This window comes from Phascolarctobacterium succinatutens (assembly GCF_023497905.1).
GTDB classification, from domain to species: Bacteria; Bacillota; Negativicutes; order Acidaminococcales; family Acidaminococcaceae; genus Phascolarctobacterium_A; species Phascolarctobacterium_A succinatutens.
The window spans coordinates 721,314-747,116 of sequence record NZ_CP097284.1 but is presented as its reverse complement, the minus strand read 5'-3'; the positions used below and the strand labels follow the sequence as shown (position 1 = coordinate 747,116).

21 protein-coding genes and 1 other annotated feature are annotated in these 25,803 nt (G+C 48.4%); of the genes, 1 reads left to right on the top strand and 20 read right to left on the bottom strand.

Going from position 1 to position 25,803, the window contains the following annotated elements; all coding sequences use genetic code 11:
* Positions 1 to 11 precede the first annotated feature (11 nt).
* From M5E81_RS03545 to M5E81_RS03505, 9 genes are all read right to left on the bottom strand, one after another.
* The gene (locus M5E81_RS03545; RefSeq protein ID WP_009144465.1) at positions 12 to 713 is read right to left on the bottom strand and encodes a YggS family pyridoxal phosphate-dependent enzyme; all 702 of its coding nucleotides are present in this window, start codon (positions 711 to 713) and stop codon (positions 12 to 14) included.
* 187 nt (positions 714 to 900) lie between these two features.
* Entirely contained in the window at positions 901 to 2,040 is a 1,140-nt protein-coding gene (locus M5E81_RS03540; protein ID WP_040564471.1) for an acyl-CoA dehydrogenase family protein, read from the bottom strand.
* Positions 2,041 to 2,104: 64 nt separating this feature from the next.
* Entirely contained in the window at positions 2,105 to 2,551 is a 447-nt protein-coding gene (locus tag M5E81_RS03535; protein ID WP_009144463.1) for a PaaI family thioesterase, read from the bottom strand.
* A gap of 212 nt (positions 2,552 to 2,763) precedes the next feature.
* Positions 2,764 to 4,686, bottom strand: coding sequence for a glutamine synthetase (locus M5E81_RS03530; RefSeq protein WP_009144462.1), 1,923 nt, complete (start codon positions 4,684 to 4,686; stop codon positions 2,764 to 2,766).
* Between the two features lie 203 nt (positions 4,687 to 4,889).
* Positions 4,890 to 5,960, bottom strand: a complete 1,071-nt coding sequence (gene holA / locus M5E81_RS03525) for a DNA polymerase III subunit delta (protein ID WP_009144460.1) — start codon at positions 5,958 to 5,960, stop codon at positions 4,890 to 4,892.
* A gap of 15 nt (positions 5,961 to 5,975) precedes the next feature.
* Positions 5,976 to 6,260, bottom strand: coding sequence for a helix-turn-helix domain-containing protein (locus M5E81_RS03520; protein ID WP_040564469.1), 285 nt, complete (start codon positions 6,258 to 6,260; stop codon positions 5,976 to 5,978).
* A 63-nt stretch (positions 6,261 to 6,323) separates the two neighbouring features.
* On the bottom strand, positions 6,324 to 8,471 hold the full coding sequence (locus tag M5E81_RS03515; RefSeq protein WP_249747888.1) for a DNA internalization-related competence protein ComEC/Rec2: 2,148 nt from the start codon (positions 8,469 to 8,471) through the stop codon (positions 6,324 to 6,326).
* Positions 8,471 to 9,193, bottom strand: a complete 723-nt coding sequence (locus M5E81_RS03510) for a ComEA family DNA-binding protein (protein WP_249747887.1) — start codon at positions 9,191 to 9,193, stop codon at positions 8,471 to 8,473. Before M5E81_RS03510 ends, M5E81_RS03515 begins: the two co-directional genes overlap by 1 nt.
* Complete coding sequence (locus M5E81_RS03505; RefSeq protein ID WP_249747014.1) at positions 9,190 to 10,575, bottom strand: IS4 family transposase; 1,386 nt, start codon at positions 10,573 to 10,575, stop codon at positions 9,190 to 9,192. The genes M5E81_RS03510 and M5E81_RS03505 overlap by 4 nt, the downstream gene beginning before the upstream one ends.
* Before the next feature lie 486 nt (positions 10,576 to 11,061).
* Between M5E81_RS03505 and M5E81_RS03500 the strand changes: the two genes are divergently transcribed.
* The gene (locus tag M5E81_RS03500; RefSeq protein ID WP_249746999.1) at positions 11,062 to 12,102 is read left to right on the top strand and encodes an IS30 family transposase; all 1,041 of its coding nucleotides are present in this window, start codon (positions 11,062 to 11,064) and stop codon (positions 12,100 to 12,102) included.
* 65 nt (positions 12,103 to 12,167) lie between these two features.
* Here M5E81_RS03500 and M5E81_RS03495 read toward each other — a convergent pair whose 3' ends face one another.
* The 11 genes from M5E81_RS03495 to M5E81_RS03445 form a co-directional block, all read right to left on the bottom strand.
* The gene (locus M5E81_RS03495; protein ID WP_040565032.1) at positions 12,168 to 13,055 is read right to left on the bottom strand and encodes an IS3 family transposase; all 888 of its coding nucleotides are present in this window, start codon (positions 13,053 to 13,055) and stop codon (positions 12,168 to 12,170) included.
* Positions 13,031 to 13,390, bottom strand: a complete 360-nt coding sequence (locus tag M5E81_RS03490; RefSeq protein ID WP_009145279.1) for a hypothetical protein — start codon at positions 13,388 to 13,390, stop codon at positions 13,031 to 13,033. The genes M5E81_RS03495 and M5E81_RS03490 overlap by 25 nt, the downstream gene beginning before the upstream one ends.
* A 192-nt stretch (positions 13,391 to 13,582) precedes the next feature.
* Positions 13,583 to 13,957: an endonuclease domain-containing protein gene (locus tag M5E81_RS03485; protein WP_249747886.1), complete on the bottom strand. Its 375-nt coding sequence runs from the start codon at positions 13,955 to 13,957 to the stop codon at positions 13,583 to 13,585.
* Between the two features lie 442 nt (positions 13,958 to 14,399).
* Entirely contained in the window at positions 14,400 to 16,889 is a 2,490-nt protein-coding gene (gene leuS, locus M5E81_RS03480; protein WP_009145856.1) for a leucine--tRNA ligase, read from the bottom strand.
* Positions 16,890 to 16,949: 60 nt separating this feature from the next.
* Positions 16,950 to 17,146 (bottom strand) — a binding site (T-box leader).
* A 62-nt stretch (positions 17,147 to 17,208) separates the two neighbouring features.
* Positions 17,209 to 19,221, bottom strand: coding sequence for an excinuclease ABC subunit UvrB (gene uvrB / locus M5E81_RS03475; RefSeq protein WP_302178449.1), 2,013 nt, complete (start codon positions 19,219 to 19,221; stop codon positions 17,209 to 17,211).
* An 82-nt stretch (positions 19,222 to 19,303) separates the two neighbouring features.
* Positions 19,304 to 20,056, bottom strand: a complete 753-nt coding sequence (locus M5E81_RS03470) for an exodeoxyribonuclease III (RefSeq protein ID WP_249747884.1) — start codon at positions 20,054 to 20,056, stop codon at positions 19,304 to 19,306.
* Positions 20,057 to 20,226: 170 nt separating this feature from the next.
* On the bottom strand, positions 20,227 to 20,709 hold the full coding sequence (locus tag M5E81_RS03465) for an N-acetyltransferase (RefSeq protein WP_044484792.1): 483 nt from the start codon (positions 20,707 to 20,709) through the stop codon (positions 20,227 to 20,229).
* Positions 20,710 to 20,864: 155 nt separating this feature from the next.
* A complete protein-coding gene (locus tag M5E81_RS03460) occupies positions 20,865 to 21,905 on the bottom strand; it encodes an IS30 family transposase (protein ID WP_249747149.1) in 1,041 nt (346 codons plus the stop codon).
* A gap of 170 nt (positions 21,906 to 22,075) precedes the next feature.
* Entirely contained in the window at positions 22,076 to 22,798 is a 723-nt protein-coding gene (gene nuoB, locus M5E81_RS03455) for an NADH-quinone oxidoreductase subunit NuoB (RefSeq protein ID WP_009145861.1), read from the bottom strand.
* Positions 22,799 to 22,810: 12 nt separating this feature from the next.
* Complete coding sequence (locus tag M5E81_RS03450) at positions 22,811 to 24,319, bottom strand: hydrogenase large subunit (protein ID WP_249747883.1); 1,509 nt, start codon at positions 24,317 to 24,319, stop codon at positions 22,811 to 22,813.
* A gap of 4 nt (positions 24,320 to 24,323) precedes the next feature.
* The gene (locus tag M5E81_RS03445; RefSeq protein WP_249747882.1) at positions 24,324 to 25,799 is read right to left on the bottom strand and encodes a proton-conducting transporter transmembrane domain-containing protein; all 1,476 of its coding nucleotides are present in this window, start codon (positions 25,797 to 25,799) and stop codon (positions 24,324 to 24,326) included.
* Positions 25,800 to 25,803 lie beyond the last annotated feature (4 nt).

The following is a 25,803-nucleotide window of genomic DNA, read 5'->3' as shown; positions in this document are numbered from 1 at the left end:
TTATCTATGTCTTAAAATTTCAGGCTATAATCACGCTGGCCGAACAAGGCTGTGCCTACACGCACAATATTGGCACCTTCTTCTATCGCAACTGTATAATCATTGCTCATACCCATAGACAGAATATCTGCCTGCGGATACTGCTGCTTTAAGCGGGCGAACGCACGGTAGCCTGCCGCAAATACAGGTCTTGTCTGCTCGATATCTTCGCATTTCTGGGCAATAACCATCAGTCCGCGCAGACGCACATGCTTGTATTCGGGCAGCTTCGGCAGCAGCGCCAGATAATCTTCCTTATCTAAGCCAGACTTTTGCTCCTCATGGGCAATATTCAGCTGCAAAAGGATATCCTGCACCTTACCGATGCGTTCCGCCTCCTTATCAATCGCAGCCAGCAAATGCTCACTGTCAACCGATTCGATAAGGTCAAACAAAGCAACAGCCTGACGCGCCTTATTCGTCTGCAGATGTCCGATAAGGTGCCAGTAGCCGTGTTTGCCCAAGGCCTCCTGCTTATGCTTGGCCTCCTGCACGCGGTTTTCGCCTACGTTGGCAATGCCCAAGGCTTCGATATTTGTAATAATTTCCGGCGGATGATTTTTCGTCACCGCCACCAGCGTTACATTATCTCCTGTGAGCAGGTCTTTATTTTTACGCTTGTCCAAAGCAGACGCTATCTGCTCCTGAACCTGCTTTAAATTATCAGCTAACAATGTATTTGCCCCCCAATTCTCAGCAAAATGATTTGTGGCAAAGATTCTGCTTTTTATTATGCTTTAAAAGCTCTTTATCTTTATATTTTAGCATACGTGTAAACCATTGTCACGAATAAAAACAACAAAGAGCTGCCGCACAAAAGTGCAGCAGCTCTCAATAAATTTATCTTCGTTATGATAGCTATTAGTATAACAGCTTGTTGGCAATAACCAAACGTTGGATTTGGTTGGTACCTTCGTAGATTTGCATGATTTTAGCGTCACGCATCATCTTCTCTACAGGGTATTCTTTAGTGTAACCGTAGCCGCCCATTACCTGAACAGCGTCGGTGGTTACCTGCATAGCGGTATCGGCAGCATAGCATTTAGCCATAGCAGCCTCTTTGGAGAATTCCATGCCCTGATCACGCATCCAGCAAGCCTTTTGAACCATGAGGCGAGCGGTTTCAACCTTCATAGCCATGTCAGCCAGCATGCCTTGAACCATTTGGAAGGAAGCAATCGGTTGGCCGAACTGACGGCGCTCTTTAGCATATTTAACAGCGCAATCCAGAGCAGCCTGAGCGATACCTACGGAAACAGCGCCAACGAACGGACGAGCGCTGTCTAAGGTATTCATAGCAATACGGAAGCCTTCGCCTTCGCGGCCTACGCGATAGGACTCAGGAATAACAACGTCTTGCAGAACCAGCTCGGTAGTATTGGAAGGACGGATGCCCATTTTGTTTTCTTTCTTGCCAACGGAGAAGCCCGGAGTGTCTTTCGGAACGATGAAAGCAGTCAAACCACGGATACCGCCGGTTTTACGGGTGTTAGCGAATACCAGAAAAATTTCTGCCAGACCACCGTTAGTGATGAACATTTTGGTACCGTTCAGAGTGTAGGTACCCTCTTCCTTGTTGTGTACAGCACGGGTAGAAACACCGCCTGCATCACTGCCTGCACCGGGTTCGGTCAGAGCGAAAGCAGCCAGACCGCCGTTGTTCAGGATATCGCAATACATTTTCTTTTGCTCATCGGTGCCTGCCAGCAGAACAGGTACAGTTGCCAGGCTGTTGGCAGCCAGAGAGGTTGCAACACCTGCGCAGCCTTTGCCCAGCTCTTCATAAATGGTAGCAACAGAAATGCTGTCCAGGCCGGGGCCATCTAATTCTTCCGGAACAATAACGTTCAGCAAGCCCATTTCGTTAGCCTTGTCAATCAGGCCGTCACGCATATGGTTTTCTGCATCCATTTCAGCAGCATAAGGAGTAATTTCTTTTTCAACAAACTCCCTTACCATTTCCTGTAATTCTAATTGTTCCTCGTTTAATGCAAAATCCATCATATCCTCCTTGATATCAAGCGGTCTTCCGCGTCATTTCCCTTCCAAATCAACTCAGGCAAGCTCACCATTTGGCGGGTATTTCTTTAAATCTGTCGACGACAAACATTGTTGTTAAAATCGTCCCAATTAAATTCTTTTTGCTGTCAGTCATTTCAGCCTCAATAACCATCGTAGAATGTCCGGAATGCTTAATATGGCTTCGTACCGTTAAGGTTGTCGGCTCATGGACACCTTTGATAAAATTCATGCTGAAATTAAGAGTTGCCACTACAGCGCCCACGCTTGCACCGGTAACACCCAGAACGGAGTCTGCCAAGGCCAACATTACTCCGCCGTGACATATGTCACGATGATTAAAATGCTTTGCCGGATCAACGTCAATGCTGACTTCAGCACTGCCACACTTTATCTCACCAATATGCACACCGAATTGAGTCATAAAATTATTATCTGTGTACATCTGGCGAATATAGGCAGGAACATCCTTGACCTGCTCCACAGCTATCATCGCCTTTCTTCGGACAGCAGAAAATATTACTGTCAATATATCTTTGATATTTTACCACAAAACAGCGCTTAACTCAACAGTTTCATGCAAAAAAATAAGCTGAAAGGAAAGTTTTAGGGATAATTTTTTCAATAATCGCACTTTGATATAAGCGGTAAAGATAAAATGGCTGCCGCACTTTGAGTACAGCAGCCATGCAGGAAGCATATAAATTAATCGATAATATTTTGTTTATAATCGTGATACAGAGTCTTGAGCTCTTCCATAGTTGCACCCATCTCAACCTTGAGCTTGGAAACAGTATCATAGTCGCCTTCGGCAACAGCTCTGCGGATAGCAGTGAAGATGCTCTTCTCCTCAAAGGAATCCTTGGCCAGCTTAGCACGCAGGTTCTGGATTTTACGCCACATTGCCAGGTCGCAGTCGGTGCAGGTTTCCTGGTTATGCAAGCGCTTCATGTCGATAACAGCCTGATAGTTTTCCGGAATCAGACGAGTCAAAAGCTCGGTCTTCCAACGAATCAGCGCACCCTGCATGAAGGAGTCGATATATTCCTTCTTCAGGATATTGCCTTGGGTGAGCACGGCAACCTTTTCCGGATATTTTTCGAAGGCGCAGAGATTTTCCCAAACGGTAGCAGGCGGTTCGCCGAACAGCTTGCTGCGTTCTTCCGCAGTGAAATCTTCAAACACGTCTTCCTCAGTGCGGTATTGACGGTCGGTATCCAGATAGAAGCCCTCTTCGCCGGCCTTCTTGGAAATTTCTTTTTCCAGAGCCTTCAGGTCCTTGCCGGATTCTACGCAAGCCTTGATGCCGTCGAGGCAGGACAGGTAGAAGGCAGCAATGGCGATGTAGGTATTGGTGTACGGGTTCGGAGAACGCATTTCGATACGGGTAGCTTTATCGTTGTCCAAATCGCGGATCAGGCCTGCAAGAATGGTTCTGTTACGGGACGGATTATCCGGGCTCAGACCAAGGCTGGTAACGATGCAGACAGGAGCTTCAAAGCCGGGTTTCAGACGGTTCAGAGAGTCAATGGTGCAGGAGATAAACGGATTGGTTACCTCGTAGTTTTTCAAAAGGCCCATGAGAGCGCCATAGCCGACAGCGGAAAGGAAGTCCTTGTGCATATCCTTCGGCGAGAACAGGTTGACGATTTTGCCGTTTTTCATTTTTGCGGCAATGCCTACATGTGTATGCTCACCGCTGCCTGCAACACCGGGAATCGGTTTAGCCTGGAAGGAAACCTCCAAGCCGTTCATGCGGAAAACTTCTTTAACGATGATACGTGCCAGCAGCTCGTTATCCGCAGTCTGAACGCCGCTGCTGAACTTCCAGTCAACCTCCAGCTGCTCCATAACGTGAGTCATATGGCCTGCGGCATCAATCTGACCTTTAACGCCGCCACATTCCTTGTGGCCCATTTCAGGCTCCAGGCCGTACAGCTCCAAAGTCTGAATAGTCTGCTCCAATGCAGTACGCACATTGCCGCGGGTACGCTGCCAATATTGCTCCTGCATTACCTGAGAAGAGCTCAGAGCCTCCAGCGGTGCGTCCTCACGCGGAGTTTTTACCCAAAATTCCAGCTCGGTAGCACTGGTGAAGAGCAGCTTTTCAATCTCAGCAGGATTTACATGCTCCAGGCCGGCAATTACCGGATGCTTAGCAAACAAATCCATAATCTCTTTTTCTACATAAGCCAGAGTATCATTCAAAATAGAACGGGAATCAACATGATTGCCGTTGTGAATCAGATAGCAGGGAATGCGCAGAGTACCGATCATGCGACCGCTTTCTGCATCAAAATGCTCATAGTTATAATCAACAAACCAGTTAACGGTTTTATCAACCTTCATATCAACGCGGGCATCGTTCAGAGTAGCGATACCGGTCAGCACAACGGAGGAGCCGTCAGTCTGTGCTGCGCTGCCTGCCAAAAAGCCATCGATATCCTCAAGGAAAATCTTCATCGGGATTTTTTCGTCGGTATCATTACCGGCAAAATCCACACCCATCAGAGATACGAACTGAATCTCCGGATGCAGAGTCAGAAGCTCGCGCAGAGTGCTTTCGTTTTGTTCTTCAGGTTTAATTACGTACAGTAAATCTTTGTTGTTCATGATCAGTGCAGCCATAAGGCTGCCTCCTTTCTCAATACTCCCTAATTATCATGCTGCAGAAAAATGCTCCCTACATATTTTCCGCAAGATAAACGAAAAAGGACCTTTTTAAGCATGGACACACTACTTCCTTACTCAAAAAAGTCCTCGTTGACTGTTCCATTATTATAGCAGATATTAAGTGCTTTTGTCCAGCTTTAATTTCTGAGGATAAGATATCAGGCGAGCAGGCGGACAAGTATTTCCTCCAGCTTTTCGTAGCCGCGTCCGCCCTGACGCAGTTTGATATTCATATCCGATAGTCCCAGCAAGGCTTCCGTCAGGCGCTTTTCATCAAAGCGCCTGCTGTCGCGCTCCAAAAATCTGTAGGCATATGGGCTGCGCATCCCCAGCTCCTCCATAATACCCTTCTGGTCGTAGCCTCTGCGCTTCAGCTCCAGATAACGCAGCACCTGACGCAATTTAAAAGCTACGGTTGCACTGAGCGGCAGGATATAGGTTCCGTGCTTGCGTTCGCTCGCCAACAGCTCCAGACACTGCTTCAGCTTGCCTGCCATAATATAATTGGTCAGCGCAAAAGATGAGGCGTTGGGCAGCAGCGCGAACACATTCAGCACATCATCTTCCGTCCATTCCCTACGTCCTGAGGCATAAATTGCCAGCTTGCCGATTTCCTGCTGCAGCAAATCCAGCGGAATTTCTTCCTTCACCGGCTCAATATATTCGCTGATGGCAGCCAGCGCATCTCTGGTAAAATGCGCGCCGTATGCTGCTGCCTGCGCATATAGCCAATCATCAAGATCTCTTTCCTTAATGCGCTCACACGGGCAAATCAGAGCACTTGCTTTGAGCTGCTTATACAGCTTGGTCCGCTTATCCATTTTTTTGCTGCTGATAACCAACAGACAATAATCCGGTACGTCGCTGACTATCGCCGCCAGCTGCTCCATTTTCTTGGAATCGGTATCATCCTGCGCATCAGCGGCACTGTTTGCTTTGGCAGGCTTTGCTGCCCACAGCTTTTCATCCTTCAGGAAAATCAGCGATTTGCCGCAGAAGAAGGGATAGCTGTTGACGGCTGCCTGCAGCCCGGACAGGTTGGTATCTTTGTCAAAGACCGTTATTTCGCGGTCAGCCTCCGGCGTATCGCCAAAAACATATTCCGGCAGCGCGGCAATAATGCTGTTGCGGTAGTAATCCTCCTCGCCGCACAAAAGCAGTACCTGCGCCTGCGGCAGCGGCTTATGCTGTTGTAATAGTGAAATCAGGTTTTCCGGTTTAATATCCATCTGTATTCCCTCTTATTATTTTTCTAACGGTACAATGGCTAATGTCTTGCCTAAAGGTGCAAGTATTTTTAAGATTGTACTGATTTTAGGAATAGAGGTACCGTTTTCCATTCTCGCAATTACAGGCTGCTTTACTCCGCTCAAAAGCTCCAATTGCTTTTGAGTTATTCCCTTATCCTGACGTGCCTTGATAAGTTCACCGATTAAGGCAACTCGCAAATCACTTGCGGAGATTTCTTCCGGTGTAAAAATATTCTTTCTGACATCCTGCCATTCATAGCCTACTGCACTATTTTTCACTTTCCTCACTCCTTAATTTCTCTCCTTTAATTATAACTTATGAGTTATATTTTGACAACAGCTTCACTGTAAATCAGCGTAGCCATAGCATTTTATTCCCTCTGCGTCAAAAACAACTTTAATACAGCCAAGCTCATCCGTTCGGACAACAGCACTGCCTATTGCCTGCAAACGCTCCAGCGTTTCCTGATGCGGATGGCCATAGCGGTTACCGCGCCCGCAGGAAATAACTGTCAGCCTTGGCCGCACCTGCTCCAGAAATTCCATACTGCTGCTATAGTGCGAACCGTGGTGTCCTGCCTTCAACACAGTGTACTGCTGCAGCTGCAGCCTCTGCTCGCGTTCTTCCCCCATGTCGCCTGTAAACAGCACGCTGCCCTGAACACTCTGCAGCGCCGCCAGCGTGCTGGCTTCATTTCCCGGCACGTCCTGCTGCGGTACATCAACTAAAACAATCTCCGCATTATCATCCAACGCATAGCGTTCACCGCCCTGCACCACATGCGCCTGCGTCCTGCCGGCCTGCGCCAAAATTTCCTGCTGCACTCTTTTGCTTTCCTCTGTCAGTGCTTCGTTAGGCAAAAGTAGCTTTTTCACCCGCAGCTGTCGCAATAGGTCCGCTGCAGCACCGACGTGGTCAAAATCATAGTGGCTTAAAAGCAGGATATCAGCCTCACGCTTGCCAAGATAACGCAAAAACGGAGTAATCACGCGCGTAGCAGTCGAGATATTTTTCAAGCCGCCGGTATCAATAATTGCCACCCGCTGCGACGGCGTGACGATAACAGCGCAGTCCCCCTGTCCCACATCCAGAAAATAGCAGGCCAACGGCAGCGTGCGATACTGCTGATAAGCAAGCATCCCGGCAAGCAGCAAGGCATGCAAAAGCAGGATGCAGCGCCGTTCCCTATTGCTCCAAAATTGTAGCCATGGAAAATCCGCCCACACAAACAGCGCTGCATAATAAAGCACCAAACAATAGGCAGGCAACTTGCCGATAACCACCGTGCTGTACGGCAGGTCGGCAAAAAAACGCGCCTGCGTCAGCACCTGCGCCGTCAGCCAGGCAGCAAGCTGCAACAGATACTCGCCGCAGACAGGCAACAGTGCACCCACGAGTGCCAACTGCGCCGCGATTTCCAACACCGGCACCAGTACGATATTGCTTACCAAGGCAATCAGCGAAAATTGTTGAAAATAGTAAACCTCCAGCGGCAGTACAGCCAGCTGTGCTGCCAGTGAAACCGCTGCCGCTTCGCCTATCGGCGCAGGCAAAGCCTGCGGCAGCAGCCTTTGGCATGCAGGCAGCAGCCACAAAAGACCGGCTGCCGCCCCGAACGATAGCTGAAAACCGATATCGGCTAGCCATAACGGCTGCAGACACAACAGCAGCGCCGCCACCAAACACAGCAAACGCCCGCGCTCCGCACCACTGCCGCCAAGCAGCAGGACGCTGCTCATAGCCAGCGCCCGCAGCACCGGCGGACGCAAGCCGCAGAGCAGCGCATAGGCAGTAAGTAAAGTTATAACTATAACCTTGCGCCAGGGCAGCGGTACCCACTGCAGCAAAGCAAGCAGCAAACCTGTCAGGAGCACAATATGCGTACCCGAAACAGAAAGAAGATGCGCCAAGCCGTTATCCGTAAACAGCTCACGTGTTTCTTCGTCCAGCCTGCCGCTGCCGCCAAGCATCATGCCGCTCAGCAGAGCCCCATGTTCAGCACCAACTGTTGCTTCCATGCGCTCGCTCAGCTTTTTGTTCCACAAGGTAAAGCGCTGCCACCACAAAACCTGCGGTTCTGTCTTTAGCAGCTGCGCCTTGCTCAAACGTCCGCCAAGCTCCTGCACTCTGTTGTAGCTCGCAGCATCAAAGCCTCCGGGGTTACGCAAGCTGTCCAGCTGCTCCAGCGTCCCCTTAAGCACCACACAGCCTGCCTGCGGCAGCTCGCCCTTCACGCTCACGCGCAAACGTCCGCTGTAAGCAAGCTCCGTGTCGCTATACACCTTGTAGCAGCGCAGAACCGCACTACTAAAGCCATCCTGCCTGCGCACGCTCAAAGGTTCCACCGCGCCATACACAACCAGCTGCCGCCCAAAGCAGGCAGCAAGCTGCTGCTCGGCGGACGGCGGCACGGTAAGCAGACGAAAAAACAGTACGCAAAGCAGCATGAAGGGCAAAAATAATCGTAGATAACGTGTTTTCTGCAGCACTAATCTACCTCCACATAATCACGCAGCTTTGCCAGCTTGGCTTTGCCTATTCCCGGCACACGCAGCAAATCATCCGCGCTGGTAAAACGCCCGCTGTTTCTTGTTTCTACAATACGCTGCGCCAGCGCAGGACCTATGCCCGGCAGCTGCTGCAGCTCACCGGCGCTTGCGCTATTAATGCGCACACTCTGCATCATGCTGCTGTTTCTGCCTGAGCCTGCTTTAGCACTGCCAGACTTTCCTGACGTACTCTCACCTAAACCGAACTTTGCCTGAGCGTTTTTCCTCTGCGCGCTGCTTGTCCGTGCAGCCTTCTGCACAGGCACTCGTATCTGCATGCCATCGCGCACCTTACGCACCAAGTTGACACGTTCGCTGTCGGCATTTTCCGTCAAGCCGCCGGCAGCAGCAATGGCTTCTTCCACTCTGCAGTTGGTAGGCAGGTCGTAAATTCCCGGCTCCAGCACGGCGCCGCTCACCTGCACGCGTACTGTTTTTACCTGCGCTGCTTTGGATGCGACAGCGCCTTGCGCGGACTGCGGCAGGCTGCTGCCGGGTAGCGTTTTCTCCTTATCGTTGGTGCTTATAAGACTGGTGATGATGCAGCCTGTGAGGAGAATGGCGATGAAGATTAGTTTTTTTACTTTCTCAAACTTCGCACACGGAAAACATCCCGTATGCCTTGATAAATCAGCTTGAACTGAATGTCGAAAGCCATTCACGCACACTTCTGTGCACGCAGACGACTCATCCAAAGAGCGGGCAGATCGTTCAGGAATCGTTCCAAGAGCGATTCGACCAGCAAGACTTCTGACGGATATTCTGCCCGAAGCTGCTCCGCAAACTCCTGCAACACGAGGCGAAGCGCTTCCATGTACTTCAAGTCCGGAAGCTCATCAAGCCCCAGATAGAAGAGCTCGCCGAGGCTTCGCCCATCCGTGTTCTCACGTTCCTCGACAGCCAGGAGCATATATCGTGTGCAGACGACGGCGACATGCGCCGTCATCGCATCGTAGGAGACGGAACGACAATCCTTGCCGAGCCGCAGGTAGGACTTGCACGCTTTGAAGAACACCTCGATGCCCCAGCGCTTCCCGTAGAGCTGGATGACTTCTTCCTCCGAAAGCGAGAGGTCTGTCGTGACGAGGACGAGATAATCCTTCCGCTTGTTGCGGTTCCGCACGAAGACCAATCGCACAGGCACGAGGGATTCTCCCTGTTTCGTCGCGACAGCATCGACGGACAGGAGGTAACGCGAGCGTCCGCGGCGTTTCTTGTGTTCCTTGTAGATGGCCTTGACGTTCGAGATCTTCCCTTCGCAGGGGTAGCGCACCTTCTTGCTCTTCTTTGCCATAGCGGTGACGTCATAGCCGAGGTCATGGATGGCTTTCAGCGACGACGGCGAGCAGAACCATGTGTCGAAGAGGACGTACTGCGCGGGGATTCCTGTCGCCTTGACCTCCTGCAACAAATTGAGGACGACGGCTGGCGCTTCCATCTGCGCGAGCTTGCGCTGCTTTCCGCCGTTGCTTCTTGCATCGACGGATGCGCTGGCCTCATTGAGCCGGTTCTTTTCCTTCGAGGTTGAAAGAAGGCAGAACGTGAGTGGCAGGAACGTGTTCCCGTCCGTCCAGCCGAGGACGAGCAGGCGGAAGCCCTTCGTATAGCGGCGGCTCACATGGTCGTAGACGTTCGCCAAGAGTTCCACGCGCTTGGAACGCGAGCGGCTGAAGAGCGAATCGTCGACGACGATGGCACAACGCCGGCCGGCATCCGTCAGCGGCTTGATGGTTTCGTTGATGATCCGCGCCGCAAGAAGCAGCGTGAACTTGCGCCAGTTCGTGTGGCAGGAGTTCAAGAAGCGGTAAGCCGTGTCCTTGCCGAACGGCAGCGAATCCTCGTGAAGTCGGCGCTGCATATAGAGCGAGCGGTTCTCGAAGATGATGCTTACGAGCACGAGGAAAACGAGAATGGAGGAAAATCCTTTGAGCTTGCAAGCGTTGGCCGCGCGCAGAATCTGGCCGACATGATAACGACGGAAGAACGCCGAAGTTTTCTTCGAGATGGATTCCATCTGCTGGGTGGTTTGTGATATACTTTTCATAGCATGAGCCTCCGGTGCTTGGTATGTTTTTGAGCCAACATAATTATACCAAACTGGCAAGACTCATGCTATTTTTCTGTTTACAAAGCCTGGACTTTCAAGGGGTGCAGGGGATTTTTACCTGCGAAGTTTGAGTTACTTTTGCTTGCATGGGGATACCTCCTAATGATGTTGGGGAAAAATATTTTAGAACAAAAATAGAGCCTATCTTAAAGAGCCTCTCATATGACGTGCATCGGCAGACCGAGCCTCTCCTAGGGGAGAGGTGCCGAGCTTGTCGAGGCGGAGAGGGGTTTTTTTGTGCAACTGTTTTCTGAACTCTATTGCACTAGTCAACAAATTTTAGACACAAATCATAAAAAAATATACAAGGCTCATTGTATAATGAAATTGCACACCTGAAAAATTGAATAAAAAATAGTCCATTGTGATACCTTTGTGTTAAGATTAAGTTGCTACACAAAAACTAACTAAGGAGTAATCACAATGGACTACACCAAAGATATCACAAATCATCAAAAAGGTAAACACTTTTCTTTAGGAGACCGCAGGGAATTACAAGGAATTCTGTCTGACAGCTCTAAACAGTATTCTCTTCGTCAGCTGGCAAAGTATTTTAACTGTGCTCCAAATACTATCAGGAATGAACTCAAGCGTGGTGCTCATCCTCATACCGGTAGATATGGAGCTGCTCGTGCTCAACGTGCCTATATTGCTAGCCATAGCAACAGTATTTGCAAGTCTAAAAGATTTCTTACAAGTAATTTTGTTACTTGGACTGTTCGAAAAGTATTGCAAGAACACTGGTCTTTGGATGCCTGCCATGGCTATGCCCTAGACAATCATCTATTTCCTCTCAAAGAAATTGTGTGCGTAAAGACTCTCTATAACTATGTAGATTCCATGCTGCTTAGATTGCGCAACATTGACCTTCCATTAAAGGTAAGAAGACGTAGAACAACCCGCAGCATAAAGAAAAATCTGAAGCATATGGGTCGCAGCATAGACGAGAGGGATTCTAATGTGGATGAACGCAATGAATTCGGTCATTGGGAAATAGATACTGTTATAGGAAGTAAAAGCAAGAGTGACAACGTGGTGTTGACTCTTGTGGAACGTATAACACGCAAGTATATCGCACTGAAAATAACTAGTAAAACATCCTTTGCTGTTAACGAAGGCATTGCTTACCTAAAGGAATACTATGGTACTAAATTCAGTCAGGTGTTTAAGACAATTACTAGCGATAATGGAAGCGAGTTTGCAGAACTCTCGCAAATAGAGAATGACACTTCTATAAAAATATACTTCGCACATCCTTACAGTTCTTGGGAAAGAGGCAGTAATGAGCGCCATAATGGTTTGCTCAGAAGATTCATCCGAAAAGGAAAGAGGATGGACAATTATAGCTACGAAGATATTATGTTTATCGCTGATTGGTGTAATTCACTTCCAAGGAAGATTCTGGGATATAAAACTCCAGATGAACTGTTTGACTTTGAGTTGGATAAGATCTATGCATCTTAATTTTCAAAAAGTGTGCAACTTCTTATTGCAATTTAGAAAAAAAATATACAACAAAAAATTATCTGTTAGTCAGATATCCGTTCGTAATGCAACTTGCGATATTGAGTTGGCGTCAGATAGTTTAACGAATAAGCTGGACGCTGTTCATTAAAGAAGTGAATATATTCTTTTACTTCATCTACAACAGGCCTTTCGCCTGTTACATGAAAATCGGTAAACATTTCTGCCTTTATCCAACCATTAATCGCTTCCATTGCTGCATTGTCGGTAGGTGTTCCGGCACGAGACATGGAATGAGTAATGCTATACATTGGCAACAAGTCGTTAAATGCCTTAGATGTGTAAACAGATCCTTGGTCTGAATGCAAGATCATTTCATATTCCGGATACTGCTTCTTTAAAGCAATTAAATCCTCCAGACCGCTAATATATGTCATACGGTCACCACGTTTGGAAGATAGAGAATGGCTTACAATTTCATTATTCCAAAGATCCATATACAATGTTAGCTCATAATAGATCCCTTTTACATAAAAAGCAGTCATATCGCTTACAATACATTGCAGTGGTCCGTCAATCTGTATTTCTGTCATAAGCAGATTAGGAAAAACACGGTATGAATCTCCTGGCTTTTTGTATTTATAATGCTTGGCTTGACTCTTAATGCCAGTGATTTTACAGCACTTATGTGCATATGCATCTGAAAGTACAAGACCAGTATCCAAACGAATCTTAGCGTTAAGCCAACGATACCCATGAGAAGGAAACTTAGCATGGTACTCTTTAAAAAGTAAAATATTGCTAAGCAGGCTCTTCATTCTTGTAGAAGGATGCGCAAGCTTCTTTTTCCAAGCATAGAAACTACTGCGCTGGATATTCATGGTTTCGCATATAAGTTTTACTGGAAATTCTCCGGAAAGCTCTAATACTACTTGGTATTCTTCTTGCCGTATAGAATTACTGTACCATCCCCTTTCACCGCATAGCCTTTTTTTAATCTGGCTTCTGCAATTCTTGCTTTAAGCAATTCACGAATTAATTCTTCCTTGGTCATGGATTGAAAGTCATCCGTATTTGCAGAAAGTGCTGGGGAATCGGGACGTATTATATTACATTTTTGTTGTTTACAATTTTTTGCAGGCAGGTTATTTGCATCTCTGTACATACGCATATAAGTGCGTGCTGTACCTTCGCAAATTTTATATAACTCTGCAGCTTGATAGCGAGTAATCTCACTGTCATATATTCGTCGACCAATGTCTAATTTTTCTTGTTTAGTGTATTTCATGGTAAACCTCCTGTTTAGACTGAAGTATTCCTTGTTCAGTGATATATATATTGGTGTATTCCATTATATATTATCTGTACAAAAAATACCCCCTCTGTGTCTAAAATAAGTTTACCACTTCACTATCCCCTCTCAGTCACCCTTACGGGTGACAGCTCCCCCCTAGGGGAGCCTCTTCTAAAGTTTTATTTCTTACGTTTTCATAATCAATTCCAACGCAGACACACCCTTCTCTATCTCATCACAAACGCTATTAAAATTTTTATCAATAGCATTATTAGGAAATCTTATTACTGTTATTCCCAAATCATTAAAATAAGCTGTCCTTCTTTCATCATATTTAGCATGCTTATCTTCGTAATGTTGACTCCCATCCAGTTCAACAATCAACTTAACATGTCCACAATAAAAATCTGTAATATATTTACCTATTGGCTTTTGTTTATACCACTTACACCTATGTTTTTGTAAAAAATCATACCATAGATGTTTTTCCTGTTTAGTCATTGCTCTACGCAATTTTTTCGCAAAATTCTTTGTTGCTCTATCCGATAAATTATTAAACATAATTATTCTCCTTTAGCTATTCTCCCCTCTCAGTTACCCTTACGGGTGACAGCTCCCCCCTAGGGAAGCCTCCTTTAAATTAATCGCTGGATAAACATCACAAAAAAACAAAAAGAGCCCCCAAGAATAACAATTACGTTATTCTCAGAGACTCTGAAAATGTAAGCGTTATTTAGTACTACTAAATAATGTCATTGCTGACATGCACTGCTTATTTTTTTGTCCGCGCTACAGTCTGCGGAAACTGCCTGTTGCAGGACAGCTGTAACTGCGGTGGTCGCGGTTAGTAATTAGTGGTTAGTGGCCAGTAATACTAAAGCTCGCGACAGATTTTATTTCTAATTTTATTTCTCCCCTCTTCTTGCTCGCTATCCGCTCGCAACGGGGATTCGTTCCACCATTTCACTTTCTCGCTTCGCTATTGCTCGCGACAAAGTGGGTGTCACTTCGCTACGATGTTTACCAGACGGCCGGGTACGCAGATAACCTTACGTACGGTTGCATCGCCGATGTGAGCCTGAACGTTAGCGTCAGCCATAGCAATCTTCTCCAGCTCTTCCTTGGTAGCTTCAGCCGGAACAGTCAGACGACCGCGAACTTTGCCGTTAACCTGCAGAACGATTTCTACATTGTCAACCTTCAGGGCTTCTTCATCGCACTCAGGCCAGCTTTGTTCATGTACGCTGCTGTTGGCATCGATAGCACCGCGCCACAGCTCTTCGGTGATATGCGGAACAAACGGGCTCATCATCTTGATAAGGTCGGAAATTGCTTCGTAAACCAGACCAGCATTCGGCTCTTTAGCAGCTTCTTTATAAGCATAGAGAGCGTTAACCAATTCCATCATAGTGGAAATAGCAGTGTTGAAGTTGAAGCGGGTTTCGATATCGTTGGTAACCTTCTTAATGCTGCTATGCAGTACACGGCGCAGGTCCTTATCTGCTTCGCTCAGGTTGCTGTGATCGTATTCGGTAACCTTTTGTGCCAGAACAGCTTCAAATGCTTGTACAATACGCCAGATACGGTTCAGGAAGCGGAAGGAGCCTTCAACGCCCTGGTCGCTCCACTCCAGCTCTCTTTCAGGAGGAGCAGCGAAGAGGATGAACAGACGCGCGGTATCAGCACCGTATTTGGAAAGAATTTCTTCAGGGGAAACAACGTTGCCCAGAGATTTACTCATCTTAGCACCGTCTTTGATTACCATGCCCTGAGTCAGCAGGTTGCTGAACGGTTCATCGTAATCAACCAGGCCTGCATCGCGCAGAACCTTTACAAAGAAGCGGGAATACAGCAGATGCAGAATAGCATGCTCAATACCGCCGATATATTGGTCTACAGGACCCCAATAGTTATTGAGCTCCTTGTCAAACGGCATCTTGTCGTTGTGTGCGTCGGTATAACGCAGATAGTACCAGGAGGAGCACAGGAATGTGTCCATGGTATCGGTTTCACGGGTTGCGTCAGCACCGCATTTCGGGCATTTGCAGTGAACAAATTCTTCGGAGGTTGCCAGCGGAGATTTAGCACCGGCATTGAAGCTTACGTCCTCAGGCAGGCGAACCGGCAGCTGGTCTTCCGGAACCAGAACCTCGCCGCAGTGCGGGCAATAAATGATAGGAATCGGAGCGCCCCAATAACGCTGACGGCTGATCAGCCAATCGCGCAGACGATAGTTTACACGGCGTTTACCGAAGCCTTCAGCTTCAGCCTTATCCATGATAGCGCTCATAGCCTTGTGCATTTCCATGCCGGTGAATTCGCCGGAGTTAACCAGCATGCCTTCTTTTTCTTCGTAAGCGCAGGTCATTTCTTCCAGCTTCAGCTCTTTGCCAATAGGGCAGATGGTAACGATTTTTTCAATGCCGTATTTGTCAGCAAACATCCAGTCACGTTGGTCACCAGTAGGAACGCCCATTACAGCGCCGGTACCGTAATCATACAGTACATAGTTGGTTACCCAGATTTCTACCTTGCGGCCGGTGAACGGGTTGATGCAGTATACGCCGGTGAATACGCCCTCTTTTTCGGATTCGCTGGAGGTACGTTCAATTTCGGACTGATTGCGTACACGCTCGCAGAAGGCGTTGATTTCGTCAGCCTTCGGATTGTTTTCGCAAATCTTTTTAATCAGCGGATGCTCAGCAGCCAGAGCCATGAAGGTTACGCCGTAAGCAGTATCCGGACGGGTGGTGTAAACAGCAACAGTATCGTTAAGTGCCGGGATTTCAAAGGAGAATTCCAAGCCTTCGCTACGGCCGATCCAGTTATGCTGCATGGTTTTTACGCGCTCGGGCCAGCCCGGCAGCAGGTCAAGATCCTTCAGCAGCTCATCAGCATAATCGGTGATTTTGAAGAACCATTGGCTCAAATCCTTTTTAACAACCTCATGGTCGCAGCGCCAGCATTTGCCGTCGATAACCTGCTCGTTAGCCAATACGGTGTTACAGGTGTCGCACCAGTTTACGGCAGATTCCTTTTTAACTGCCAGACCGCGTTTGTAGAACAGCTCAAAGAACCATTGAGTCCATTTGTAATAATCTTCCTTACAGGTGGTAACCTCGCGGTCCCAATCGTAGGACAGACCGAGAGCCTTCAGTTGGCGAGTCATGTTAGCGATGTTTTCCAGAGTCCATTTTTTAGGCGGAATATTGTGTTTGATAGCAGCGTTTTCAGCAGGCATACCAAAGGAGTCCCAACCCATCGGATGCAGAACGTTGAAGCCCTTCATGGTGCGGAAACGTGCGATTACGTCGCCGATGGAATAGTTACGAACGTGACCCATGTGCAGGTTGCCGGACGGATAGGGAAACATTTCCAGAACGTAGGATTTAGGCTTATCCTTATCCATCTCTACTTTAAAGGTTTTGTTTTCTTCCCAGTATTTTTGCCATTTAGCTTCAATATCATGGGGAGCATACTTTTCTTGAATCATTTCATTACCTCCCAGGTATTATAGTTGGTCGAAAATAAAAAATCCCCGACCTTAAAGAAGGTCAGGGACGAAAAATTCGCGGTACCACCCTGATTGCGGCTACAGCCGCCACTCAATTAGCCTTAACGCAGCATCACGTCCGCACATTTCCTTGCGGCTTCTTCACGGTGAGTTCATCTGCCCTAACTGCCGGCTCGCATCAACCGCCGACTTTCTGTAAGATACTGCAGACTACTGCTCCGCTTCACAGAATTTGAATAAAAATATATTGTATATTATATAACGCCAAACAGGAAAAGTCAAACTTCCGCATCGGCATTTATTTTTTCTTTTTCTTCGGCACCAGCTTCTGCCCCAGCTGTCCTTTGACGATAATCAGCTGGTCACGCAGCTCGGCCGCCGCCTCGAAATCCAACGCCTTCGCCGCCTCCTGCATCCGTCTTTCCAGCTCGCGGGCCAGCGTGTTCAGCTCCTTAGTTGATTTCTGCTTCAGCTTCTTACTGCTACCATAGGACGTTGCCTCCTCGGTGTCTGCCACCTTCGTCAGCTTAATCAGCTGGCGCTGCTCCTTGTAAATCGTCTTAGGCGTAATGTGGTGCTCCTCGTTGTACGCCTGCTGCTTTTCACGGCGGCGATTAGTTTCGTCTATCGCCCGCTGCATGCTGTCGGTAATACGGTCGGCATACATAATAACACGACCGTGAGCATTACGCGCAGCGCGTCCGATAGTCTGAATCATCGCCGTATCACTGCGCAAAAAGCCTTCCTTATCGGCATCCAGAATCGCAATCAGCGATACCTCGGGCAAATCAAGGCCTTCACGCAGCAGGTTAATGCCTACCAGCACGTCAAACTTACCGGCACGCAGGCTGTCGATGATCTCCGCTCTTTCAATCGTGGCGATTTCCGAATGCAGGTAGCGCACACGCACCCCTGCTTGCTTCAGATATTCCGTCAGGTCCTCCGCCATGCGCTTCGTCAGCGTAGTCACCAGCACACGCTCGCCTGCGGCGGCAACCTTGTTTATTTCGCCCAACAAATCGTCAATCTGTCCCTTAATCGGGCGGATTTCAATCTGCGGGTCCAGCAGTCCGGTCGGACGAATAATCTGCTCGACAACATTGTCCGCCTGCTCCAGCTCATACTTCGCCGGCGTAGCAGAAACATAAATCGCCTGCTTAATCTGTGCCTGAAACTCATCAAAGGTCAGCGGTCTGTTATCATAGGCCGAAGGCAGACGGAAGCCATGCTCCACCAGCATCTCCTTACGCGAGCGGTCACCGGCATACATAGCGCGAATCTGCGGCAGCGTTACATGCGACTCATCCACTACCAGCAAAAAATCCTTAGGAAAATAATTTACCAGCGTAAACGGCGGCTCACCGGCCTTACGGCCAGCCAGATGGCGCGAATAGTTTTCGATGCCGGAGCAATAGCCCATCTCCTGCATCATCTCGAGGTCATAATTCGTACGCTGCTCAAGACGCTGTGCCTCCAGCAGCCTGCCATGCTTATTCAGCTCATCCAGGCGCTCGTCCAGCTCCTCGCGGATATCATTCATAGCGCGTTCAAGATTCTCACGGCTCGTTACATAGTGGCTCGCCGGGAAAATTGCCACATGATTGCGCTGCGCCAGAATCTCGCCCGTCAGCACATCAAATTCCACAATGCGGTCAACCTCATCATCGAACATTTCAATACGCACTGCCTTCTCGCCGTAGGCCGCCGGAATAACCTCAATCACGTCACCGCGCACACGGAAGGTGCCGCGCTTAAAATCAATATCATTGCGCGTATACTGAATCTCCACCAGCTTATGTAAAATCTTCTGGCGGTCGATAATCTGCCCCAAGCGCAGCGACAGCACCATATCATAATACTCCTGCGGAGCGCCTAAGCCGTAAATACAGGAAACGCTGGCTACGATAATAACATCCTTGCGCTCAAACAAAGCGCTGGTCGCACTGTGGCGCAGCTTATCAATCTCATCGTTAATCGAAGCATCCTTCTCAATATACGTATCCGACTGGGGAATATACGCCTCCGGCTGATAATAATCATAATACGAAACAAAATATTCCACCGCATTCTCCGGGAAGAACGCCTTCAGCTCACTCGCCAGCTGTGCCGCCAGCGTCTTATTATGCGCAATCACCAGCGTCGGCTTGCGCACCTTATTGATTACCTGCGCAATCGTATACGTCTTACCTGTACCCGTTGCGCCCAGCAAAACCTGCGTGCGCAGGCCCTGCTCTACGCCCTCCGCCAGGTTGGCAATCGCCTGCGGCTGGTCGCCGGCAGGCTCAAACGGAGCCTGAATTTTAAAATCCATGTTCATCACCAACTAAAAAACAATAACCAAAACCGTAAAAATGAAAGTACAAAATATGCAATTGCAACGCCAGACTCAACCCTTACACATCCAGCTCAATACTTACCGGACAATGGTCGCTGCCGAAAACCTCATTGTGAATCTCCGCACTCTGCAACTTATCCGCAATCCTGTCCGACACCACAAAATAATCAATACGCCAACCCGCATTCTTCTCGCGCGCCTTAAAGCGATAGCTCCACCAGCTGTACTTAACCTCCTCCGGATGCAGATAACGGAAGCTGTCCGTAAATCCAGCGGCCTTCAGCTCACGGAACTTAGCGCGCTCCTCGTCCGTAAAGCCTGCATTCCTGCGGTTAGTCTTAGGATTCTTCAAATCAATCTCCTCAGCCGCCACATTCAGATCACCGCAGACAACAACCGGCTTCTTCGCATCCAGCTCCTGCAGATAAGCGCGGAACACATCCTCCCACACCATGCGGTAATCAAGACGCGCCAGCCCATCCTTGGAATTAGGCGTATACACCGTCACCAGATAAAAGCTCGCAAACTCCAGCGTAATCACACGGCCTTCCTTATCGTGCTCCTCCTGTCCCAAGCCATAGGTAACAGCCAAAGGCTTAACCCTCGTAAACACAGCAGTACCGCTGTAGCCCTTGCGCTCCGCACTGTTCCAATACTCCTCATAGCCGGGGAACACAAAATCAGCCTGCTCACGCTGCATCTTCGTTTCCTGCAGGCAAATAATATCCGGCGCAGCCTCCTGCAAAAAATCGGCAAAGCCCTTCGTCATGCAGGCACGCAAACCGTTAACATTCCAGGAATATAATTTCATAAAATCAACCTCTTTTCCGTAAATTTATCCGGTATAACAACGGTAAAATTACTGTGTAAAATTTATACTCTGTCTTTTTATTTTAACATTCGATGCAAAAAAATAAAAGAGCTGCCCTCAGCGCAGCCTCGTCATCAGCGATGACAAATGTGCACGGCAGCCCTTAAATTTTAGAATTTGATTTGCGACGGCTCATAATCAACTGTTGTCTTGATGAAAGCAATCTCATTGCAGTACGGATACTGCGGACAATACACGCATTCTTTCCATACCTTCTGCGGCAGCTTATCCTTCGCTGTTTCAATATAATCGCACTTGGCAAAAAATCCCGGCTGATAGGTCAGAGTGAAAAACATCGTCACTCCGCGCTCAATGCCCTCCTTTTCCAAATGCTCCACCAGCTGACGGCCTATACCTGTTTTCTGCAAGCTCGGTTCCACCGCCAGCGAGCGGATTTCCGCAAAGCGGTCCCAGACAAAATGCAGCGCACCGCAACCCAACAAGCGGTTGTTTTCCACCGCTAAAATATAATCGCGCAGATTCTCATAAATCGCATTGCGCGCACGTGGCAGCATCAAGCCTTCCTTTGCATAATAATTCAGCAATTTGTGTATATGTTCTACATCGCTGAAAGTTGCCGGTCTAAAAACAATCATTTTTCAAACCCCCTCATTTGTATTCCCCATATCAGTTTATCTAACGTAACTGATTTTCTATATATTATCACGTATTACAGCAGAGTACAAGTATAAAAATGCAAAAAAAGAATTATCTAAATTGCAATAAGAAGTTGCACACTTTTTGAAAATTAAGATGCATAGATCTTATCCAACTCAAAGTCAAACAGTTCATCTGGAGTTTTATATCCCAGAATCTTCCTTGGAAGTGAATTACACCAATCAGCGATAAACATAATATCTTCGTAGCTATAATTGTCCATCCTCTTTCTTTTTCGGATGAATCTTCTGAGCAAACCATTATGGCGCTCATTACTGCCTCTTTCCCAAGAACTGTAAGGATGTGCGAAGTATATTTTTATAGAAGTGTCATTCTCTATTTGCGAGAGTTCTGCAAACTCGCTTCCATTATCGCTAGTAATTGTCTTAAACACCTGACTGAATTTAGTACCATAGTATTCCTTTAGGTAAGCAATGCCTTCGTTAACAGCAAAGGATGTTTTACTAGTTATTTTCAGTGCGATATACTTGCGTGTTATACGTTCCACAAGAGTCAACACCACGTTGTCACTCTTGCTTTTACTTCCTATAACAGTATCTATTTCCCAATGACCGAATTCATTGCGTTCATCCACATTAGAATCCCTCTCGTCTATGCTGCGACCCATATGCTTCAGATTTTTCTTTATGCTGCGGGTTGTTTTACGTCTTCTTACCTTTAATGGAAGGTCAATGTTGCGCAATCTAAGCAGCATGGAATCTACATAGTTATAGAGAGTCTTTACGCACACAATTTCTTTGAGAGGAAATAGATGATTGTCTAGGGCATAGCCATGGCAGGCATCCAAAGACCAGTGTTCTTGCAATACTTTTCGAACAGTCCAAGTAACAAAATTACTTGTAAGAAATCTTTTAGACTTGCAAATACTGTTGCTATGGCTAGCAATATAGGCACGTTGAGCACGAGCAGCTCCATATCTACCGGTATGAGGATGAGCACCACGCTTGAGTTCATTCCTGATAGTATTTGGAGCACAGTTAAAATACTTTGCCAGCTGACGAAGAGAATACTGTTTAGAGCTGTCAGACAGAATTCCTTGTAATTCCCTGCGGTCTCCTAAAGAAAAGTGTTTACCTTTTTGATGATTTGTGATATCTTTGGTGTAGTCCATTGTGATTACTCCTTAGTTAGTTTTTGTGTAGAAACTTAATCTTAACACAAAGGTATCACAATGGACTATTTTTATTCAATTTTTCAGGTGTGCAATTTCATTATACAATGAGCCAAAAAAAGAATTAATCAGTGTAATAAAATACTGATTAATTCTTTTTTCAAACAAGGTTACATTCTTTCCTTCAGCATGTCTGCCGCAGCACACAAAGCCACAATAATAGCAGCAGGTCGCGGCGGGCATCCAGGCACAGCAATATCAACCGGCACCACGTCAGCCGCACGTCCTACAACAGCATAAGTGCTGCCATAGGTTTCGCCGCCACAGGCACAGGCACCGCAAGCCATAACCATTTTCGGTTCAGGCATAGCGTCATAGGTCATACGCAGCGCCTGCTCCAGGTTGCGCGTAACTACGCCGGTAACCATCAGCATATCCGCATGACGCGGAGAAGCAACGAAGGCGATACCGTAACGGTGTAAATCATAAACAGGATTGCTCATCGCACCCAGCTCAAAGTCGCAGGCATTGCAGCTGCCAGCGTCAAGATGACGTACATGCAGAGAGCGTCCCAGCTTTGCCGTAACAGCCTCGCTGACCTCCACGGCACTGTCAGCCAGAATCTGCGCCAAAGCATCATGGTTCGTATGCACCAGCGCCTTACGCGCGCAGGCCTCCACACAGCGTCCGCAGAAAACGCACTTACTGTAATCTATTTTTGCTTTACCGTCAGCCACACTCACAGCGCCGACCGGGCAGGCAGCGGCACAGGCACCGCAGCCGTCACAGCCGCCGTCGCACTGCAGCTGACCACGCAGACGCTTGTGGCCCGTAGTATCAATATTTTCGGTAGCAATCTTTCCGTGAAAAATTGCCTCCAGCATTTTTAACATCTTGCCACCTCCTTAGCGGTCTATGCAGGCATAGCATAACTCAAAGCTCTTATTTATTAACGGGAAGTCCGGGATGATGTCGCCCTGTACCGCCACAGTCAGCGCAGGCCAGTTAGGATAGGAGGCACTGCGCACAAACAGGCGTTCTATGCGGCCTTCCTTATCCAACAGCAGGCAGTGCAGATTGTCACCGCGGGCAGATTCACTGATGCCCCAGGTAAAATGACCTTCCTCCTGCTGCAGCTCGCCCAGCTCTACCGCCAGCTGCGTTTCCGCGTTGCGGCGCAGCTTGCTGATAAGCTGGCGCACCATCTTCAGGCTTTGGGCAACCTCACCGATACGCACCTTGATACGTGCTTCGACATCGCCAGCTGTTTCCGTAATAACCTCAAAATCAAGCTCATCATAAATACCGTAGCCGATATCCTTACGGCTGTCACGGGTACTGCCGCTGGCACGCGCACCCACGCCTACCATAGCCAGATCAAAGGCAGTTTCCGGACGCACTCTGCCGGTGGTACGGATACGGTTGACGAAGTTCGCCTGCTCCCACATGATATGCACCATATCGGCATAAACAGCCTCTACCTCACGCAGAACCTCCTCGATTTCCTCCAACATTGCGTCAGTAACATCGTACTGCACACCGCCGGGGATAATCAGGCCGCGCAGGAAACGGTTGCCTGCCAGCATTTCGTTAAGCTGCATCAGGTATTCCTTCAGACGCGCCCCCATGCTGATTACAGGCGAGAAGCCGACACCGGCGCAAATATTGCCCGTATCGCCCACATGGTTATACAAGCGCTCCATCTCCGCAGCCAGTGTACGGATTAACCACGCACGGTAAGGCACCTCCGCCTCCGAACATTTTTCCACCGCCTGACAGAAGCTCAGCGTATTTGCTACACTGCAGGCACCGCAGATGCGTTCTACAATCGGCAGTGCCTCCATCGGAGTAAGACCTTCGACAGCCTTTTCAATGCCGCGATGGGTAAAGAACAGCTTGGCATCCAGCTGCAGCATAGCCTCGCCTGCCTGACTGAAGCGGAAATGACCGGGCTCGATGATGCCTGCGTGGATAGGACCTACAGGAACCTCAAAGAGGCCTTCGCCCTGAGAGGTAAGCATTTCGTATTCACGATTTCCGCGTGCATCGTAATTCTTAGGATATTTTTTCAGCAGCGGATGAAAGCCTTCGGGAAAGCTCTCATGCAGCACCAGCGGACGCATATCGGGATGTCCCTGCGGCTCGAAGCCGAACATATCATGCAGCTCACGCTCATACCAAGCAGCAGCCGGCAGCAGCGTAGTCAGCGACTGATATTCCAGAGGACCATCCGCGGGGAACGGAGCCTTCAAAACATCAATATCGCGTTTGGCAGCATTATAGAACAGGCAGTAGATGGCCAGACCGCCGCCCTGCAGCGTTTCGTCTGCGCCGAACATAGCAGCCAGCGGACGCTTGCCGCTGTCACTGCAGATATTGGCAGCACCACGCAAATTTTCCGGTTTAACTAGCATTATCTCAGCCTCCTATAATCCGCACAGCCTGGTTCAGCAGATTGTTGAGCCAGGGAATATTTTCAAAGCCGGCACCCACTACGCAGGTCAAAAGCAGCAGCACAGCCAGCACAGATACGTCGGTCGCGCCCAGCAAATCGCCCAAGGGCTGACGCTTCGATTTATCGCACAGCATACGCATGCCGTGGTACAAAATACCGATTAAAACGCCGGCCAGCAGGATAATCAGCAGACTGCCTGCTACCCAATGTCCCTCACGGAACATGGACGCCATAATGTAAAACTTACTGAAGAAAAGGCCCATCGGCGGCAGGCCCAAAATGCCCAGCATACCCAAAAGCCAGAAGGTCGCGGTATGCGGTACATCCTTAATCATACCATGAATACGCATCATATTACGTGTCTGATATTCTTGGATAATAGTGCCGGCAATATAGAACAGAACAAACTTAATCATCGCATGGCTGTACATATGCAGCATTACAGCCTTCAGGGAAAAAGCGGAAAAGACGCCGATACCGGCAACCATAATGCCGATGTTTTCCATGGAGGAATAAGCCAGAATACGCTTAACGTCGCGCTGTACAACAACGAAAGGTACCGCAATGGCCACAGTCAGCACGGCAAAGAACAGCAGCATGCTGCTCATCATCGCAGCGCCTGCTGTCGGCAGCAGGATAACCAGATTACGCAGCAATACATAGATAGCACAGCTGCAGAGTGCACCGCTCAGCATACCGCTGGTCAGCGACGGAGCCTCGGCGTAGGCATCAGGCAGCCAGGTATGCATCGGCGCCATGCCTGCCTTCGTACCGTAGCCGATAACGATAAACAGCAGTGCCAGCTTAGTCATAGCCGGGTTCAGGCTTTTGGCATGCTCATGCAGGTACAGCCAGCTGAGCGCCTTTTCGCCGCCCAACGCATCAAGCTGTGCATAATACAGCACCAGTGTACCCAAAAGTGCCAGACAAATGCCGACGGTACAAACCATGATGTATTTCCACGTTGCTTCCAAAGCAGCGCGGGTGAATTTAAAGGAAATGAGCAACGCACTGATTAAGGTAGTCGCTTCGATGGCTACCCACATCAGACCCAAGTTTTTTACCAGCAGTACGATGAACATCGTCCAGCAGAAAAGCTGCATCAGTGCAAAGTAACGGCCGGTCTGCAGCTGCTCGCCCTTGAGTACGCCGCAGCGCTCTTCACGCGTAAGATAATTACGCGCAGTCCAGGTCGCTGCCAGATAAAGTGTGGTAATAATAATGATTACCCACATATTCAACGCATCAATGTAAAAATAATCGTCTACATAGGGCACAGCGGGATTAAAGGACTTTGCCATCAGCGCTACGCACACACCTACCGCAGTTGCCGTCAGGCGGTGCAGCCAATGCAGGATATTATTGCCGAAGCCCGCAGCCAGTGCCAGCACCGCGCACAAGGGTGACAGGCATAACAGTATCAAAATATATGTTAACATTACA

Coding starts and splice junctions, on each gene's coding strand:
- M5E81_RS03540 (WP_040564471.1), bottom strand. CDS start 2,040: ATGGATTTTGCATTAAACGAGGAACAATTAGAATTACAGGAAATGGTA.
- M5E81_RS03535 (WP_009144463.1), bottom strand. CDS start 2,551: ATGATAGCTGTGGAGCAGGTCAAGGATGTTCCTGCCTATATTCGCCAG.
- M5E81_RS03530 (WP_009144462.1), bottom strand. CDS start 4,686: ATGGCTGCACTGATCATGAACAACAAAGATTTACTGTACGTAATTAAA.
- holA (WP_009144460.1), bottom strand. CDS start 5,960: ATGGATATTAAACCGGAAAACCTGATTTCACTATTACAACAGCATAAG.
- M5E81_RS03505 (WP_249747014.1), bottom strand. CDS start 10,575: ATGAAAAGTATATCACAAACCACCCAGCAGATGGAATCCATCTCGAAG.
- M5E81_RS03500 (WP_249746999.1), top strand. CDS start 11,062: ATGGACTACACCAAAGATATCACAAATCATCAAAAAGGTAAACACTTT.
- M5E81_RS03490 (WP_009145279.1), bottom strand. CDS start 13,390: ATGAAATACACTAAACAAGAAAAATTAGACATTGGTCGACGAATATAT.
- M5E81_RS03485 (WP_249747886.1), bottom strand. CDS start 13,957: ATGTTTAATAATTTATCGGATAGAGCAACAAAGAATTTTGCGAAAAAA.
- leuS (WP_009145856.1), bottom strand. CDS start 16,889: ATGATTCAAGAAAAGTATGCTCCCCATGATATTGAAGCTAAATGGCAA.
- uvrB (WP_302178449.1), bottom strand. CDS start 19,221: ATGGATTTTAAAATTCAGGCTCCGTTTGAGCCTGCCGGCGACCAGCCG.
- M5E81_RS03470 (WP_249747884.1), bottom strand. CDS start 20,056: ATGAAATTATATTCCTGGAATGTTAACGGTTTGCGTGCCTGCATGACG.
- M5E81_RS03460 (WP_249747149.1), bottom strand. CDS start 21,905: ATGGACTACACCAAAGATATCACAAATCATCAAAAAGGTAAACACTTT.
- nuoB (WP_009145861.1), bottom strand. CDS start 22,798: ATGTTAAAAATGCTGGAGGCAATTTTTCACGGAAAGATTGCTACCGAA.
- M5E81_RS03450 (WP_249747883.1), bottom strand. CDS start 24,319: ATGCTAGTTAAACCGGAAAATTTGCGTGGTGCTGCCAATATCTGCAGT.
- M5E81_RS03445 (WP_249747882.1), bottom strand. CDS start 25,799: ATGTTAACATATATTTTGATACTGTTATGCCTGTCACCCTTGTGCGCG.